This window comes from Streptomyces sp. NPDC028305 (assembly GCF_055569495.1).
Map to the genome: position 1 here is coordinate 16298 of NZ_JBVHTN010000008.1, position 13436 is coordinate 29733.

At 71.8% G+C, this 13436-nt stretch carries 13 protein-coding genes; 12 read left to right on the plus strand and 1 reads right to left on the minus strand.

The window, feature by feature from the left end; genetic code table 11:
• Positions 1–92: 92 nt before the first annotated feature.
• Positions 93–2294: an elongation factor G-like protein EF-G2 gene (locus tag ACZ4WQ_RS33490; protein ID WP_398375445.1), complete on the minus strand. Its 2202-nt coding sequence runs from the start codon at positions 2292–2294 to the stop codon at positions 93–95.
• A gap of 203 nt (positions 2295–2497) precedes the next feature.
• Here ACZ4WQ_RS33490 and pgsA point away from each other — a divergent pair, with 203 nt between their 5' ends.
• From pgsA to secD, 12 genes are all read left to right on the plus strand, one after another.
• Positions 2498–3166 (plus strand): phosphatidylinositol phosphate synthase, encoded by a 669-nt coding sequence (gene pgsA, locus ACZ4WQ_RS33495; RefSeq protein WP_311725787.1) that lies wholly within the window; start codon positions 2498–2500, stop codon positions 3164–3166.
• On the plus strand, positions 3163–4101 hold the full coding sequence (locus ACZ4WQ_RS33500; protein WP_398375447.1) for a phosphatidylinositol mannoside acyltransferase: 939 nt from the start codon (positions 3163–3165) through the stop codon (positions 4099–4101). Before pgsA ends, ACZ4WQ_RS33500 begins: the two co-directional genes overlap by 4 nt.
• Positions 4098–5258, plus strand: coding sequence for a glycosyltransferase family 4 protein (locus tag ACZ4WQ_RS33505; protein ID WP_385345608.1), 1161 nt, complete (start codon positions 4098–4100; stop codon positions 5256–5258). Before ACZ4WQ_RS33500 ends, ACZ4WQ_RS33505 begins: the two co-directional genes overlap by 4 nt.
• A gap of 63 nt (positions 5259–5321) precedes the next feature.
• Positions 5322–5861 (plus strand): hypothetical protein, encoded by a 540-nt coding sequence (locus ACZ4WQ_RS33510; protein WP_311725790.1) that lies wholly within the window; start codon positions 5322–5324, stop codon positions 5859–5861.
• Between the two features lie 111 nt (positions 5862–5972).
• Positions 5973–6887 (plus strand): pyridoxal 5'-phosphate synthase lyase subunit PdxS, encoded by a 915-nt coding sequence (gene pdxS, locus ACZ4WQ_RS33515; protein WP_311725791.1) that lies wholly within the window; start codon positions 5973–5975, stop codon positions 6885–6887.
• A gap of 89 nt (positions 6888–6976) precedes the next feature.
• Complete coding sequence (pdxT, locus tag ACZ4WQ_RS33520; protein WP_311725792.1) at positions 6977–7558, plus strand: pyridoxal 5'-phosphate synthase glutaminase subunit PdxT; 582 nt, start codon at positions 6977–6979, stop codon at positions 7556–7558.
• Positions 7559–7620: 62 nt separating this feature from the next.
• The gene (locus tag ACZ4WQ_RS33525; protein WP_311725793.1) at positions 7621–8373 is read left to right on the plus strand and encodes a YebC/PmpR family DNA-binding transcriptional regulator; all 753 of its coding nucleotides are present in this window, start codon (positions 7621–7623) and stop codon (positions 8371–8373) included.
• A gap of 130 nt (positions 8374–8503) precedes the next feature.
• Entirely contained in the window at positions 8504–9037 is a 534-nt protein-coding gene (gene ruvC / locus ACZ4WQ_RS33530; RefSeq protein WP_311725906.1) for a crossover junction endodeoxyribonuclease RuvC, read from the plus strand.
• Positions 9034–9645, plus strand: coding sequence for a Holliday junction branch migration protein RuvA (ruvA, locus tag ACZ4WQ_RS33535; protein ID WP_398375449.1), 612 nt, complete (start codon positions 9034–9036; stop codon positions 9643–9645). Before ruvC ends, ruvA begins: the two co-directional genes overlap by 4 nt.
• A gap of 79 nt (positions 9646–9724) precedes the next feature.
• Complete coding sequence (ruvB, locus tag ACZ4WQ_RS33540; protein ID WP_311725795.1) at positions 9725–10801, plus strand: Holliday junction branch migration DNA helicase RuvB; 1077 nt, start codon at positions 9725–9727, stop codon at positions 10799–10801.
• A 191-nt stretch (positions 10802–10992) separates the two neighbouring features.
• Positions 10993–11472 carry a preprotein translocase subunit YajC gene (gene yajC / locus ACZ4WQ_RS33545; protein WP_311725908.1) on the plus strand — a complete coding sequence of 160 codons (480 nt, stop codon included), beginning with the start codon at positions 10993–10995 and terminating at the stop codon, positions 11470–11472.
• Between the two features lie 148 nt (positions 11473–11620).
• Complete coding sequence (gene secD / locus ACZ4WQ_RS33550) at positions 11621–13435, plus strand: protein translocase subunit SecD (protein ID WP_468022682.1); 1815 nt, start codon at positions 11621–11623, stop codon at positions 13433–13435.
• Position 13436 lies beyond the last annotated feature (1 nt).

A 13436-nucleotide genomic window follows, 5' to 3' on the forward strand; every position in this document is an offset into this window, starting at 1 on the left:
GGTCCCTGTCGCCAGGGCGTCGCAAGCCTGTGGACAACCGCGCTCGGCCGCCCGCCCCACGCGAGTTGGGGCGGGCGCTCGGCGAACGTGCCTCAGGCCTCGGCCTGTTCCTGGATCCGGTCGGCCAGCTGCGCGGGCATCGGTTCATGGCGGGCGTACGAGCGGCTGAACCGCCCGGTGCCGTGCGACAGCGATCTCAGGTCGACGGCGTACCGGCCGATCTCGATCTCGGGGACCTCCGCCCGGATCAGCGTCTGGCCGCCGCCCGACTGTTCGGTGCCCACGACCCGGCCGCGCCGGCCCGACAGGTCGCTCATGACCGCGCCGACGTATTCGTCGGACACCAGGACCGACACCTCGACGACCGGCTCCAGGAGATGGATCCGGACGTCGGCGGCGGCTTCCCGCAGCGCGAGCGCGCCCGCCGTCTGGAAGGCGGCGTCGGAGGAGTCCACCGAGTGGGCCTTGCCGTCCAGCAGGGTCACCCGCACATCGACCAGGGGGTAGCCGGCGGCCACGCCCCGCGCCGCCTGCGCGCGCACGCCTTTCTCGACGGAGGGGATGAACTGCCGGGGCACCGCCCCGCCGACGACCTTGTCCACGAATTCGATGCCGGAGCCCTCGGGCAGCGGCTCCACCTCGATCTCGCAGATCGCGTACTGTCCGTGCCCGCCCGACTGCTTGACGTGCCGCCCGCGCCCGGCGGAACGGCCGCCGAACGTCTCGCGCAGCGACACCTTGTACGGCACCGCGTCCACCTGCACGCCGTACCGGGAGCGCAGCCGCTCCAGCGCGACGTCCATATGGGCCTCGCCCAGGCACCACAGCACCACCTGGTGGGTGTCCTGGTTCTGTTCGAGGCGCATCGTCGGGTCCTCGGCGACCAGCCGGCCGAGCCCCTGGGACAGCTTGTCCTCGTCGGCCTTGCTGTGCGCCCGGATCGCGACGGGCAGCAGCGGGTCGGGCATCTCCCAGGGCTCCATCAGCAGCGGCTGGTCCCTGGCGGAGAGGGTGTCCCCGGTCTCGGCGCGGTTCAGCTTGGCGACGCAGGCCAGATCGCCCGCGATGGCCTGGTTGAGCATGCGCTGTGCCTTGCCGAAGGGCGTGGTGAGGGCGCCCACCCGCTCGTCCACGTCATGGTCCTCGTGACCGCGGTCCGTGAGGCCGTGGCCGGACACATGCACGGTCTCGTCCGGGCGCAGCGTCCCGGAGAAGACCCGCACCAGGGAGATCCGGCCGACATACGGGTCCGAGGAGGTCTTGACCACCTCGGCGGCCAGCGGGCCCTGGGGGTCGCAGTCCAGCCGTGGGCGGGGCTTGCCCTCCGGGGTGGTGACGGTGGGGGCCTCCCGTTCCAGGGGGGTCGGGAAGCCGCCGGTGATCAGCTCGAGCAGTTCGGTGGTGCCCAGGCCCTGTTTCGAGCCCTCAAGGGCGGGCGCGGCGGCCAGCACGGGGTGGAAGGAGCCGCGGGCCACGGCCTTCTCCAGATCCCCGATGAGCGTCTTGACGTCGATCTCCTCGCCGCCGAGGTAGCGGTCCATGAGGGTCTCGTCCTCGCTCTCGGCGATGATCCCCTCGATGAGCCGGTTGCGGGCCTCCTCGACCAGCGGCAGCTGGTCGGGCGCGGGCGCCGCGTCGGTCCGTACGCCCGAGGCGTAGTCGTACACCCGCTGGGAGAGGAGTCCGATCAGCCCGGTGACGGGGGCGTGCCCGTCCGGTCCGGGTTCGCCACGCAGCGGCAGATACAGGGGCAGCACCGCGTCGGGGTCGTCGCCGCCGAAGGTCTCCCGGCACAGCTCGGTCATCTCCTCGAAGGAGGCGCGTGCCGCCTCCAGGTGCGTGATGACCAGGGCGCGCGGCATTCCGACGGCCGCGCACTCGTCCCACACCATGCGGGTCGCGCCCGCGATGCCCAGGGCGTCCTGGGACGCCGAGACGACGAAGAGGGCCGCGTCCGCTGCCCGCAGACCGGCCCTCAGCTCCCCGACGAAGTCGGCGTACCCCGGGGTATCCAGAAGGTTGATCTTCACCCCGTCCCAGGCGACGGGGACGAGGGACAGCTGGACCGAGCGCTGCTGCCGGTGCTCGATCTCGTCGTAGTCGGACAGGCATCCGCCGTCCTCGACCCTGCCCGCCCGGTTGATCGCTCCGGTGGCCAGCGCGAGGGCTTCCACCAGTGTTGTCTTTCCGCATCCGCTGTGGCCGACCAGCACCACGTTCCGTACGGAGCTGGGCCGGTCGGCCGTCGCCGCCCTTCCGGCGGCCCCTGATTGCGTGCTCGTTTTGTCGCCCATGTCTCGCCTCCAGGTCGAGATCCGCGATACTTCGAGCTTTCCACCGAGGCCATGGTGCGTCCATACGTCGCACATCCGGGCGTCGCCGGGGCGTCGGCCCCGCGCATCCCGATGCGTGCGCGGTGGCCCCTTGGGGCGTGGCTACGATGGGCCAGCCGGTGGCCCGTTGACCACCCGGTCCGTTTCGACCCCCCGGGAAGGCCATGCTGAACAAGTACGCGCGTGCATTCTTCACGCGTGTTCTCACCCCGTTCGCCGCCCTGCTCATCCGCCTGGGGGTCAGCCCCGACGCGGTGACCCTCGCCGGGACGGGCGGTGTGGTCGCGGGTGCCCTGGTCTTCTACCCGCGGGGGGAGTTCTTCTGGGGCACGGTCGTCATCACCCTTTTCGTCTTCTCGGATCTGGTCGACGGCAATATGGCGCGCCAGCTCGGGCGCTCCAGCCGCTGGGGGGCGTTCCTCGACTCCACGCTCGACCGGGTCGCGGACGGAGCGATCTTCGGCGGTCTCGCGCTGTGGTATGCCGGAGGCGGGAACGACAACGCGCTGTGCGCGGTGGCGATCTTCTGCCTGGCCAGCGGCCAGGTGGTCTCGTACACCAAGGCCAGGGGCGAGAGCATTGGCCTGCCGGTCAAGGTCAACGGGCTGGTCGAGCGCGCCGAGCGGCTGGTGATCTCGCTGGTGGCCTGCGGTTTCTCCGGGCTGCACAAGTTCGGTGTGCCGCATATCGAGGTGCTGCTGCCGATCGCCCTGTGGATCGTGGCCGTCGGCAGCGCGGTGACCTTGATCCAGCGCGTGGTGACGGTGCGCCGTGAGGCGGCCGAGGCGGACGCGGCGGACCGGGCGGTGGTCCAGGGAGGCGAGACGCGGTGAGCGAGAAGCTGACCGACGCGCTGTACGGGCTCGGCTGGAGCACGGTCAAGAAGCTCCCCGAACCGGTCGCGACGGCGCTCGGGCAGCGGATCGCCGATGTGGCGTGGAAGCGGCGCGGCAAGGGGGTGCTGCGCCTGGAGGCCAATCTGGCGCGCGTCGTGCCCGGTGCCTCCCCGCGGCGCCTGGCCGAGCTGTCCCGGGCCGGGATGCGCTCGTATCTGCGCTACTGGATGGAGTCCTTCCGGCTGCCGGCCTGGAGCGAGCGGCGCGTCCGCGGCGGGTTCGACCCCGAGGGCCTGCACAACCTCACGGACGGTCTGGCGAGCGGCCGCGGGGTGGTGCTGGCGCTGCCGCACATGGCCAACTGGGACCTGGCCGGGGCGTGGGTCACCACCGAGCTGGGCGTGCCGTTCACCACCGTCGCGGAGCGGCTCAAGCCCGAGGCGCTGTACGACCGCTTCGTGGCCTACCGGGAGGGCCTGGGCATGGAGGTGCTGCCGCACACCGGCGGGAGCGCCTTCGGGACGCTGGCGCGGCGGCTGCGGGCGGGCGGGCTGGTGTGTCTGGTCGCCGACCGGGATCTGTCGGCGTCTGGAGTTGAGGTGAAGTTCTTCGGCGAGTCGGCCAAGATGCCCGCCGGGCCCGCCATACTGGCGGCAAGGACGGGTGCGCTGCTGCTGCCGGTCACCCTCTGGTACGACGCGTCCCCGGTGATGCGGGGGCGGGTGCATCCGCCGATCGAGGTCCCCTCGATGGGCACCAGTGCGGAGAAGGCCGCGGTCATGACGCAGGAGCTCGCCGACGTGTTCGCCGCCGGGATCGCCGACCACCCACAGGACTGGCACATGCTTCAGCGGCTCTGGCTGGCGGATCTCGGGCCCCGTCCGGGTGGCGCTCCCGGCGCCGGCGACGGCTCCGGAACGGAGGAGCGGTGAGGATCGGGATCGTCTGCCCGTACTCGTGGGATGTCCCCGGTGGCGTCCAGTTCCACATCCGTGACCTGGCCGAGCACCTGATCCGGCGCGGGCACGAGGTGTCGGTGCTGGCTCCGGCGGACGACGAGACGCCGCTGCCGCCGTATGTCGTCTCCGCCGGGCGGGCCGTGCCGGTGCCGTACAACGGCTCGGTCGCGCGGCTCAACTTCGGCTTTCTCTCCGCGGCGCGGGTGCGGCGCTGGCTGCACGACGGCGCGTTCGACGTGATCCACATCCATGAGCCCGCCTCGCCCTCGCTGGGGCTGCTCGCGTGCTGGGCGGCGCAGGGCCCGATCGTGGCGACTTTTCACACCTCGAACCCGCGTTCCCGGGCGATGATCGCGGCGTATCCGATCCTTCAGCCCGCGCTGGAGAAGATCAGCGCCCGGATCGCGGTGAGCGAGTACGCGCGGCGGACGCTGGTCGAGCACCTGGGCGGGGACGCGGTCGTCATCCCCAACGGCGTCGATGTGCGGTTTTTCGCCGGCGCGGAGCCCAAGAAGGAGTGGCAGGGGGAGACGATCGGCTTCATGGGCCGCATCGACGAGCCCAGGAAGGGCCTGCCGGTCCTGATGCGGGCCCTGCCGGAGATCCTCGCCGCCCGGCCCGGGGCGCGGCTGCTGGTCGCCGGGCGTGGTGACGAGGAGGAGGCCGTGGCCACGCTGCCCGAGGAGATGCGCCGCCGGGTGGAGTTCCTGGGCATGGTGAGCGACGAGGACAAGGCGCGGCTGCTGCGCAGCGTGGATGTGTATGTCGCGCCGAACACGGGCGGGGAGAGCTTCGGCATCATCCTCGTCGAGGCGATGTCGGCGGGCGCGCCCGTGCTGGCCAGCGACCTGGACGCGTTCGCGCAGGTGCTGGACGGGGGAGCGGCGGGGCAGCTGTTCGCCAATGAGGACGCGGACGCGCTGGCGCGGGCCGCGATCGGGTTGCTGGGCGACCCGGGGCGGCGCGCGGAGCTGCGGGAGCGGGGCAGTCGGCATGTGCGCCGGTTCGACTGGGAGACGGTCGGGGCGGACATCCTGGCGGTGTACGAGACGGTGGCGGACGGGGCGGCGTCGGTGGCCGCGGACGAGCGCGCGGGGTTGCGGGCCCGGCTGGGGCTGGCCCGGGGTTAGCCCCAGCCTTTGGCTTCCGGCGGTGAGTGGGGGCGCGGTGGGCAGCAGGTAGCGTGGCCCGGCGTGACCACTTTGATCTGGATCGTGGCCCTTCTGGTCGTCGTCGCTGTCTATCTGAGCTGGACCGCGGGGCGGCTGGACCGGCTGCACAGCCGGCTGGACGCGGCGCGCGCGGCGCTCGACGCGCAGCTGCTGCGGCGGGCCTCGGTCGCGCAGGAGCTGGCCACCGCCGGGGTGCTCGATCCGGCGGCCTCGATGGTGCTGTACCAGGCCGCGCACGCGGCGCGGCAGGCGGAGGAGGAGCAGCGCGAGGTCGCCGAGAGCGAGCTGAGCCAGGCGCTGCGCGCGGTGTTCGCGGAGAGTGGACAGGTCGAGGCGGTGCGGGAGGCGCCGGGGGGCGAGGCGGCGCTGGGTGAGCTGACGGAGGCGGTGCGGCGGGTGCCGATGGCCCGGCGGTTCCACAATGACGCGGTGCGCGCGGCGCGGGCCCTGCGCCGGCACCGCAAGGTGCGCTGGTTCCGGCTCGCGGGCCATGCCCCTTTCCCGATGGCGTTCGAGATGGACGACGAGCCTCCGGCGGCCCTGACGGCGCAGGTCGGTTGAGGCCACCGCCCCGCGATTGGCCCTTGTCCGGGGACCACCCGGGCGGCTTTTGTCTATCGAACGGCCCTACGATGGGCTCATCGCACCATTCATCATCGAGTGAGGTCAAACGTGTCCATCACGCCCGCCAGCACGCCCCAGACCCCCGAGACCGGCACCGCGCGCGTCAAGCGCGGCATGGCCGAGCAGCTCAAGGGCGGCGTGATCATGGACGTCGTCACGCCGGAGGAAGCGAAGATCGCTGAGGACGCGGGCGCCGTCGCGGTCATGGCCCTCGAGCGCGTTCCGGCCGACATCCGCAAGGACGGCGGCGTGGCCCGGATGTCCGACCCGGACATGATCGACGGGATCATCAGCGCGGTCTCCATCCCGGTGATGGCCAAGTCCCGGATCGGCCACTTCGTCGAGGCGCAGGTGCTCCAGGCCCTGGGCGTGGACTACATCGACGAGTCCGAGGTCCTCACCCCCGCCGACGAGGTCAACCACAGCGACAAGTGGTCCTTCACCACGCCGTTCGTCTGTGGCGCCACCAACCTGGGCGAGGCGCTGCGCCGGATCGCCGAGGGTGCGGCGATGATCCGTTCGAAGGGCGAGGCCGGCACCGGCAACGTCGTCGAGGCGGTCCGCCACCTGCGGCAGATCAAGGGCGAGATCGCCCGGCTCAAGGGCCTGGACAACCACGAGCTGTACGCCGCGGCCAAGGAGCTGCGCGCCCCGTACGAGCTGGTCAAGGAGGTCGCCGAGCTCGGCAAGCTGCCGGTGGTGCTGTTCTCCGCCGGTGGTGTGGCCACCCCGGCCGACGCCGCTCTGATGCGTCAGCTCGGCGCCGAGGGCGTCTTCGTGGGCTCCGGCATCTTCAAGTCCGGCGACCCGGCCAAGCGCGCCGCCGCGATCGTCAAGGCCACCACCTTCTACGACGACCCGAAGGTCGTCGCTGAGGTGTCCCGCAACCTGGGTGAGGCCATGGTCGGCATCAACTGCGACACCCTCCCCGAGGGCGAGCGCTACGCCAACCGCGGCTGGTAAAGGACCGGCTGGTAACCGCACCGACCGCTTGCCGGTGGACGGCCCGCGCGGGCCGTCTGCCCCTTTCCCGCTCCGTCCCGAGAGGTTCCATGTCCATCGGAGTGCTCGCCCTTCAGGGCGATGTCCGCGAACACCTCGCCGCGCTCGCCGCGGCCGGCACCGAGGCCCGGCCGGTTCGCCGGGCCGAGGAGCTCGCTGAGGTCAGCGGCCTGGTGATCCCCGGTGGGGAGTCCACCACCATGTCCAAGCTCGCCGTCATCTTCGGGATGCTGGAGCCGCTGCGCGAGCGGGTGCGGGCCGGGATGCCGGTGTACGGCACCTGCGCGGGCATGATCATGGTCGCGGACAAGATCCTCGACGGCCGGGACGACCAGGAGACCTTCGGCGGCATCGACATGACGGTGCGCCGCAATGCCTTCGGTCGCCAGAACGAGTCCTTCGAGGCTGCGGTCGAGGTCGCGGGCGTCGAGGGCGGCCCGGTCGAGGGCGTCTTCATCCGGGCGCCGTGGGTGGAGTCCGTGGGCGCGGGCGTCGAGGTGCTCGCCACATACGGGGACCACGCCGTCGCCGTGCGGCAGGGCAATGTGCTCGCGACGTCGTTCCACCCCGAACTGACCGGCGATCACCGGGTACACGCGCTGTTCGTCGACATCGTGAGGTCCGCCGGATGACACGGTCCCGGTAGGATCTCAGACGTTCGTACAGCACTGGGTTAAGCGAAGGAGACAGGCGGATGTCCGGCCACTCTAAATGGGCTACGACGAAGCACAAGAAGGCCGTGATCGACGCCAAGCGCGGCAAGCTCTTCGCCAAGCTCATCAAGAACGTCGAGGTCGCTGCCCGCATGGGCGGCGCCGACCCCGACGGCAACCCCACCCTCTTCGACGCCATCCAGAAGGCGAAGAAGCAGTCCGTGCCGAACAAGAACATCGACAGCGCGGTCAAGCGCGGCGCCGGGCTCGAGGCGGGTGGCGCCGAATACGAGACGATCATGTACGAGGGCTACGGGCCGAACGGTGTCGCGGTGCTCATCGAGTGCCTGACCGACAACCGCAACCGCGCCGCCTCCGACGTGCGCGTCGCCATGACGCGCAACGGCGGATCCATGGCGGACCCGGGGTCGGTGTCGTACCTGTTCAACCGCAAGGGCGTGGTGATCGTCCCCAAGGGTGAGCTGACCGAGGACGACGTGCTGGGCGCGGTGCTGGAGGCGGGCGCCGAGGAGGTCAACGACCTCGGCGAGTCCTTCGAGGTGATCAGCGAGGCCACCGACCTGGTCGCGGTCCGCACCGCGCTCCAGAAGGAGGGCATCGACTACGACTCCGCCGAGGCCAACTTCGTGCCCACCATGCAGGTCGAGCTGGAGGAGGAGGCGGCGCGGAAGATCTTCAGGCTGATCGACGCGCTGGAGGACAGCGACGACGTGCAGAACGTCTTCGCCAACTTCGACGTCTCCGACGAGGTCATGGCCAAGGTGGACGCCTGAGGCGAGACCAGCGGCGCACGGGCCGGCGGGGACACACCCCACCGGCCCGTCGTTGTCGGTGGGGCCCTTTGTCAGTGGCGCCCGCTACGCTCCGAGCAGGTGATCGAAAGCGGCGATGGGGAGGGGCGCGGTGCGGGTGCTGGGCGTGGACCCGGGGCTGACCCGGTGTGGCGTCGGCGTGGTCGAGGGGGTCGCGGGGCGGCCGCTGCGCATGCTCGGGGTCGGTGTCATACGGACTCCGGCGGACGCCCAGATCGGCGACCGACTGGTGCTCGTCGAGCGTGGCCTGGAGGAGTGGCTGGAGGCCCACCGGCCCGAAGTCGTGGCGGTGGAGCGGGTGTTCAGCCAGCACAATGTGCGAACGGTCATGGGCACCGCCCAGGCGAGCGCGGTCGCGATGCTCTGCGCCGCCCGCCGGGGGCTGCCGGTCGTGCTCCACACGCCGAGCGAGGTCAAGGCGGCCGTGACCGGATCCGGGCGCGCCGACAAGGCGCAGGTCGGCTCGATGGTCACCCGGCTGCTGCGGCTCGACGCCCCGCCGAAACCCGCCGACGCCGCCGACGCGCTGGCGCTGGCCATCTGCCACATCTGGCGGGCGCCCGCGACCAACCGGCTCCAGCAGGCCGTCGCCGCCCACCGCACCACGAAAGGCCGTATTTCATGATCGCGTTCGTCTCCGGCCCGGTCGCGGCCGTCGGCCCGGATATCGCCGTCGTCGAGGTCGGCGGGGTCGGTATGGCCCTCCAGTGCACTCCGAACACGCTGTCCGGGCTGCGCGTCGGCCAGCCCGCCCGGCTCGCCACCTCCCTCGTGGTCCGCGAGGACTCCCTCACCCTCTACGGCTTCGCGGACGACGACGAGCGCCAGGTCTTCGAGCTGCTCCAGACCGCCAGCGGGGTCGGCCCCCGGCTCGCCCAGGCGATGCTGGCCGTCCACTCGCCCGACGCGCTGCGGCTCGCCGTGTCCACCGGCGACGAGAAGGCGCTGACCGCCGTCCCCGGGATCGGCAAGAAGGGCGCGCAGCGGCTGCTGCTCGAGCTCAAGGACCGGCTCGGCGAGCCGGTGGGCCGCCCCGCCGCGGCCGCCGCCGCCCCCGGCTGGGGCGACCAGCTGCACGCCGCCCTCGTCGGCCTCGGATACGCGCCCCGCGAGGCCGAGGACGCGGTCGCGGCCGTCGCCCCGCAGGCCGAGGCCGCCGTGGCCGCGGGCGGCACCCCGCAGGTGGCGCAGCTGCTGCGGGCCGCCCTCCAGACCCTGAACCGGGCCCGCTGAGGGCCTTCGAACCGGGCCGGGCGACCGCCCCGTGCGCCCGGCCGCACTGCCCGATACGACATCGCGAGGCGAGACTTCCGTGAACTGGGACGAAACCGCACCGGCCGCCGCCGACGACGCCCTCGCCGGCCGGCTGGTGGGCGCCGACGCCGACGGCGAGGACCAGGCGGTCGAGGCCGCGCTGCGCCCGAAGGACCTGGGGGAGTTCGTCGGCCAGGAGCGGGTTCGCGTCCAGCTCGACCTGGTCCTCAAGGCGGCCCGGCAGCGCGGCGGCACCGCCGACCATGTGCTGCTGTCCGGCGCGCCCGGCCTCGGCAAGACCACCCTCTCGATGATCATCGCCGCCGAGATGGGCGCCCCCATCCGGATCACCTCGGGGCCCGCCATCCAGCACGCCGGCGACCTCGCCGCGATCCTGTCCTCGCTCACCGAGGGCGAGGTGCTCTTCCTCGACGAGATCCACCGCATGTCGCGGCCCGCCGAGGAGATGCTGTACATGGCGATGGAGGACTTCCGCGTCGACGTGATCGTCGGCAAGGGCCCCGGCGCCACCGCCATCCCCCTGGAGCTGCCGCCCTTCACCCTGGTCGGCGCGACCACCCGGGCCGGGCTGCTGCCGCCCCCGCTGCGCGACCGCTTCGGCTTCACCGGCCATATGGAGTTCTACGCCCCGGCCGAGCTGGAGCGCGTCATCCACCGCTCCGCCGGGCTCCTGGACGTCGCCATCGAGCCCGCGGGCGCGGGCGAGATCGCCGGGCGCTCCCGCGGCACCCCGCGCATCGCCAACCGCCTGCTGCGCCGGGTGCGCGACTACGCCCAGGTCAAGGCGGACGGCGTGATCACCGCCGAGATCGCCGCCCGCGCCCTGGAGGTGTACGACGTGGACGGCCGGGGCCTGGACCGGCTGGACCGCGCGGTGCTGACCGCCCTGCTCAAGCTGTTCGGCGGGGGCCCGGTGGGGCTGTCGACGCTGGCGGTCGCGGTGGGGGAGGAGCGGGAGACGGTCGAGGAGGTCGCCGAGCCCTTCCTGGTGCGCGAGGGGCTACTGGCCCGTACGCCCAGGGGCCGGGTGGCCACCCCCGCGGCCTGGACCCATCTGGGGCTGGCCGCGCCGCAGCACGGCGGCGGTGCCCAGCCCGGACTCTTCGAGGGCTGAGCGGGCGAATAGCCGATTCTGGCCGGGTCAGGAACCCAACGGCCGCGCCGGGCGTTGTTCCATAGGCGCGGGCTCGCTTAGACTCCGCCGATGCCGTCCGTATGCCGTCCGTGTCCGGCTCGGCATGACCACCATCCCATAGCCCAGGTCGCGTCCCCGCGGTCATGTGAAGGAATTTCCGTCCCGTGTATATGACTCTCCTGCCGTTCATCGTGCTCATCGGGGCCATGTTCCTGATGACCCGGTCGGCCAAGAACAAGCAGCGCCAGGCCGCACAGATGCGTGACCAGATGGGACCCGGCACCGGCGTGCGGACCATCGGCGGCATGTACGCCACGGTCAAGGAGGTCCATGACGACGCGGTCCTCCTCGAGGTCGCTCCCGGCGTGCACGCCTTCTACGCGAAGAACGCGGTGGGTGCCGTCCTCGACGACGCCGAGTACAACCGGATCGTGCACGGGATCGACCCTGACGACACTGACGACGACACCCCCGTCGTCCCCGACGACGCCTCCTCGCTCACCGAGGCCGAGGCCGAGGGTGAGACCGGGACGGCCGACGGCGACGCCGAGGCCGCGGACGAGGGCAAGAAGACCGACCTCAGCAAGCCGTCGGCCGCGGCCGACGCGCCGAAGGAGGACAAGCGGGACGGCGACTCCGACGCCAAGTAATGCCGCTCCGGGGACCGCGGCGCGCCACCGCTCGGTGCGCCGCGGTCCTCGGACGGTCTAGGCTCCGGCGGGGGTTCGTCCCACAAGACTTCGTGGCCGCCCGGCGCACACCCGGTGCCGGGCGGTTGGACAGGGAGATTACGAGAAGGTGGCAGCACCGAAGAAGGGCCGCAGGTCCTCCGGGTCACAGGGCAGGCCCGGGCGCGCCCTGGTCACGATCCTGGTCGCCATCGTGGCGCTCACCGCGGGGATGTTCATCTCCGGTCACACCACGCCACGGCTGGGCATCGACCTGGCGGGCGGCACCAGCTTCACGCTGGAGGCCAAGAACCAGCCGGGCAAGCCCAACGCGATCAACGCGGACAACATGAACACCGCCGTCGGCATCATCGAGCGGCGGGTCAACGGTCTGGGCGTGTCCGAGGCCGAGGTCCAGACGCAGGGCGACAAGCACATCATCGTGAACATCCCCAAGGGGATGAACGCGAAACAGGCCCGCACGCAGGTCGGCACCACCGCCCAGCTCTACTTCCGCCCCGTGGTGACCTACACGGACGGCAAGAAGACCGAGCCCACCACCAGCCCCTCGCCGAGCCCGACCGGCAAGGGCAAGAACGACAAGGGCAAGGCGTCGGACACCCCGACCGCCAAGGGCAGCTCGAGCGCGTCCAACAGCCCGAGCGCTTCGAACAGCCCCAGCGCGTCGAGCAGCGCGAGCGCGTCCAGCAGCAGCCAGGGGCGGGCCGTCTCCGAGGGGCTGAAGGCCGACGAGACGCCGACTCCCTCGCAGAGCCCGAGCGCCTCGGGGAGCCCCAAGGCGTCCAAGACCCCGAAGAGCGACTCCTCCAGCGCCGACGACCTGAGCAAGCAGCTCGCGGACCTGGACTGCTCCACCCCGGCGGCCCGGGCCAAGGCCCGGGAGAAGGCCGCGGGCACCAAGCCGACCGACTCCATCGTCGCCTGTGACCGGGACGGCTCGCGCAAGTTCATCCTCGGCCCGTCCAAGGTCGAGGGCACCGACGTCAAGGACGCCTCCTCCGTCTACGACAGCCAGAGCGGCCAGGGCTGGATCGTCCAGCTGAACTTCACCGGCAAGGGCGGCAAGAAGTTCGCCGATGTGACCGGTCAGCTGGCCACGCAGCAGCCGCCGCAGAACCAGTTCGCGATCGTCCTGGACGGCGAGGTCTACTCCGACCCCAAGGTCGACGAGTCCATCGTCGGCGGCCGGGCCACCATCTCCGGTCCGGACTTCAACCAGCAGAACACCGGGGACCTGGCCAACGTCCTGTCCTACGGCGCGCTGCCGCTGTCGTTCGACATCGCGGACGAGACCACCGTCTCCGCCGCGCTCGGCGGTGAGCAGCTGGAGGCCGGCCTGGTCGCCGGCGCCATCGGCCTGGCGCTCGTGGTCATCTACCTGGTGGTGTACTACCGCGGCCTGGCACTGGTCGCCATGGCCAGCCTCGGGGTCTCCGCCATCCTGACGTACACGATCATGGTGCTGCTCGGCCCGGGCATCGGCTTCGCGCTGAACCTGCCGGCCGTCTGTGGTGCGATCGTCGCGATCGGTATCACGGCCGACTCCTTCATCGTGTACTTCGAGCGCATAAGGGACGAGATCCGCGAGGGTCGCTCGCTGCGCCCGGCCGTCGAGCGCGGCTGGCCGCGAGCCCGGCGCACCATCCTGGTGTCGGACTTCGTGTCCTTCCTCGCGGCGGCGGTGCTGTTCGTCGTGACGGTCGGCAAGGTGCAGGGCTTCGCCTTCACCCTGGGCCTCACCACGCTGCTGGACGTCGTGGTGGTGTTCCTGTTCACCAAGCCGCTGATGACGATCCTGGCCGGGCGCAAGTTCTTCGCGAGCGGTCACCCGTGGTCCGGCCTGGACCCGCGGCGCCTGGGCGTCAAGCCGCCGCTGCGCCGCGGCCGCCGCACCCCCGCCCCCGCCGACCCGAAGGAGGCGTGAG

What these genes read in the sequence shown, in the direction of transcription:
- ACZ4WQ_RS33490 (WP_398375445.1), bottom strand. Translation starts at nt 2,294, where the DNA reads ATGGGCGACAAAACGAGCACGCAATCAGGGGCCGCCGGAAGGGCGGCG.
- pgsA (WP_311725787.1), top strand. Translation starts at nt 2,498, where the DNA reads ATGCTGAACAAGTACGCGCGTGCATTCTTCACGCGTGTTCTCACCCCG.
- pdxT (WP_311725792.1), top strand. Translation starts at nt 6,977, where the DNA reads ATGTCCATCGGAGTGCTCGCCCTTCAGGGCGATGTCCGCGAACACCTC.
- ACZ4WQ_RS33525 (WP_311725793.1), top strand. Translation starts at nt 7,621, where the DNA reads ATGTCCGGCCACTCTAAATGGGCTACGACGAAGCACAAGAAGGCCGTG.
- ruvA (WP_398375449.1), top strand. Translation starts at nt 9,034, where the DNA reads ATGATCGCGTTCGTCTCCGGCCCGGTCGCGGCCGTCGGCCCGGATATC.
- yajC (WP_311725908.1), top strand. Translation starts at nt 10,993, where the DNA reads ATGACTCTCCTGCCGTTCATCGTGCTCATCGGGGCCATGTTCCTGATG.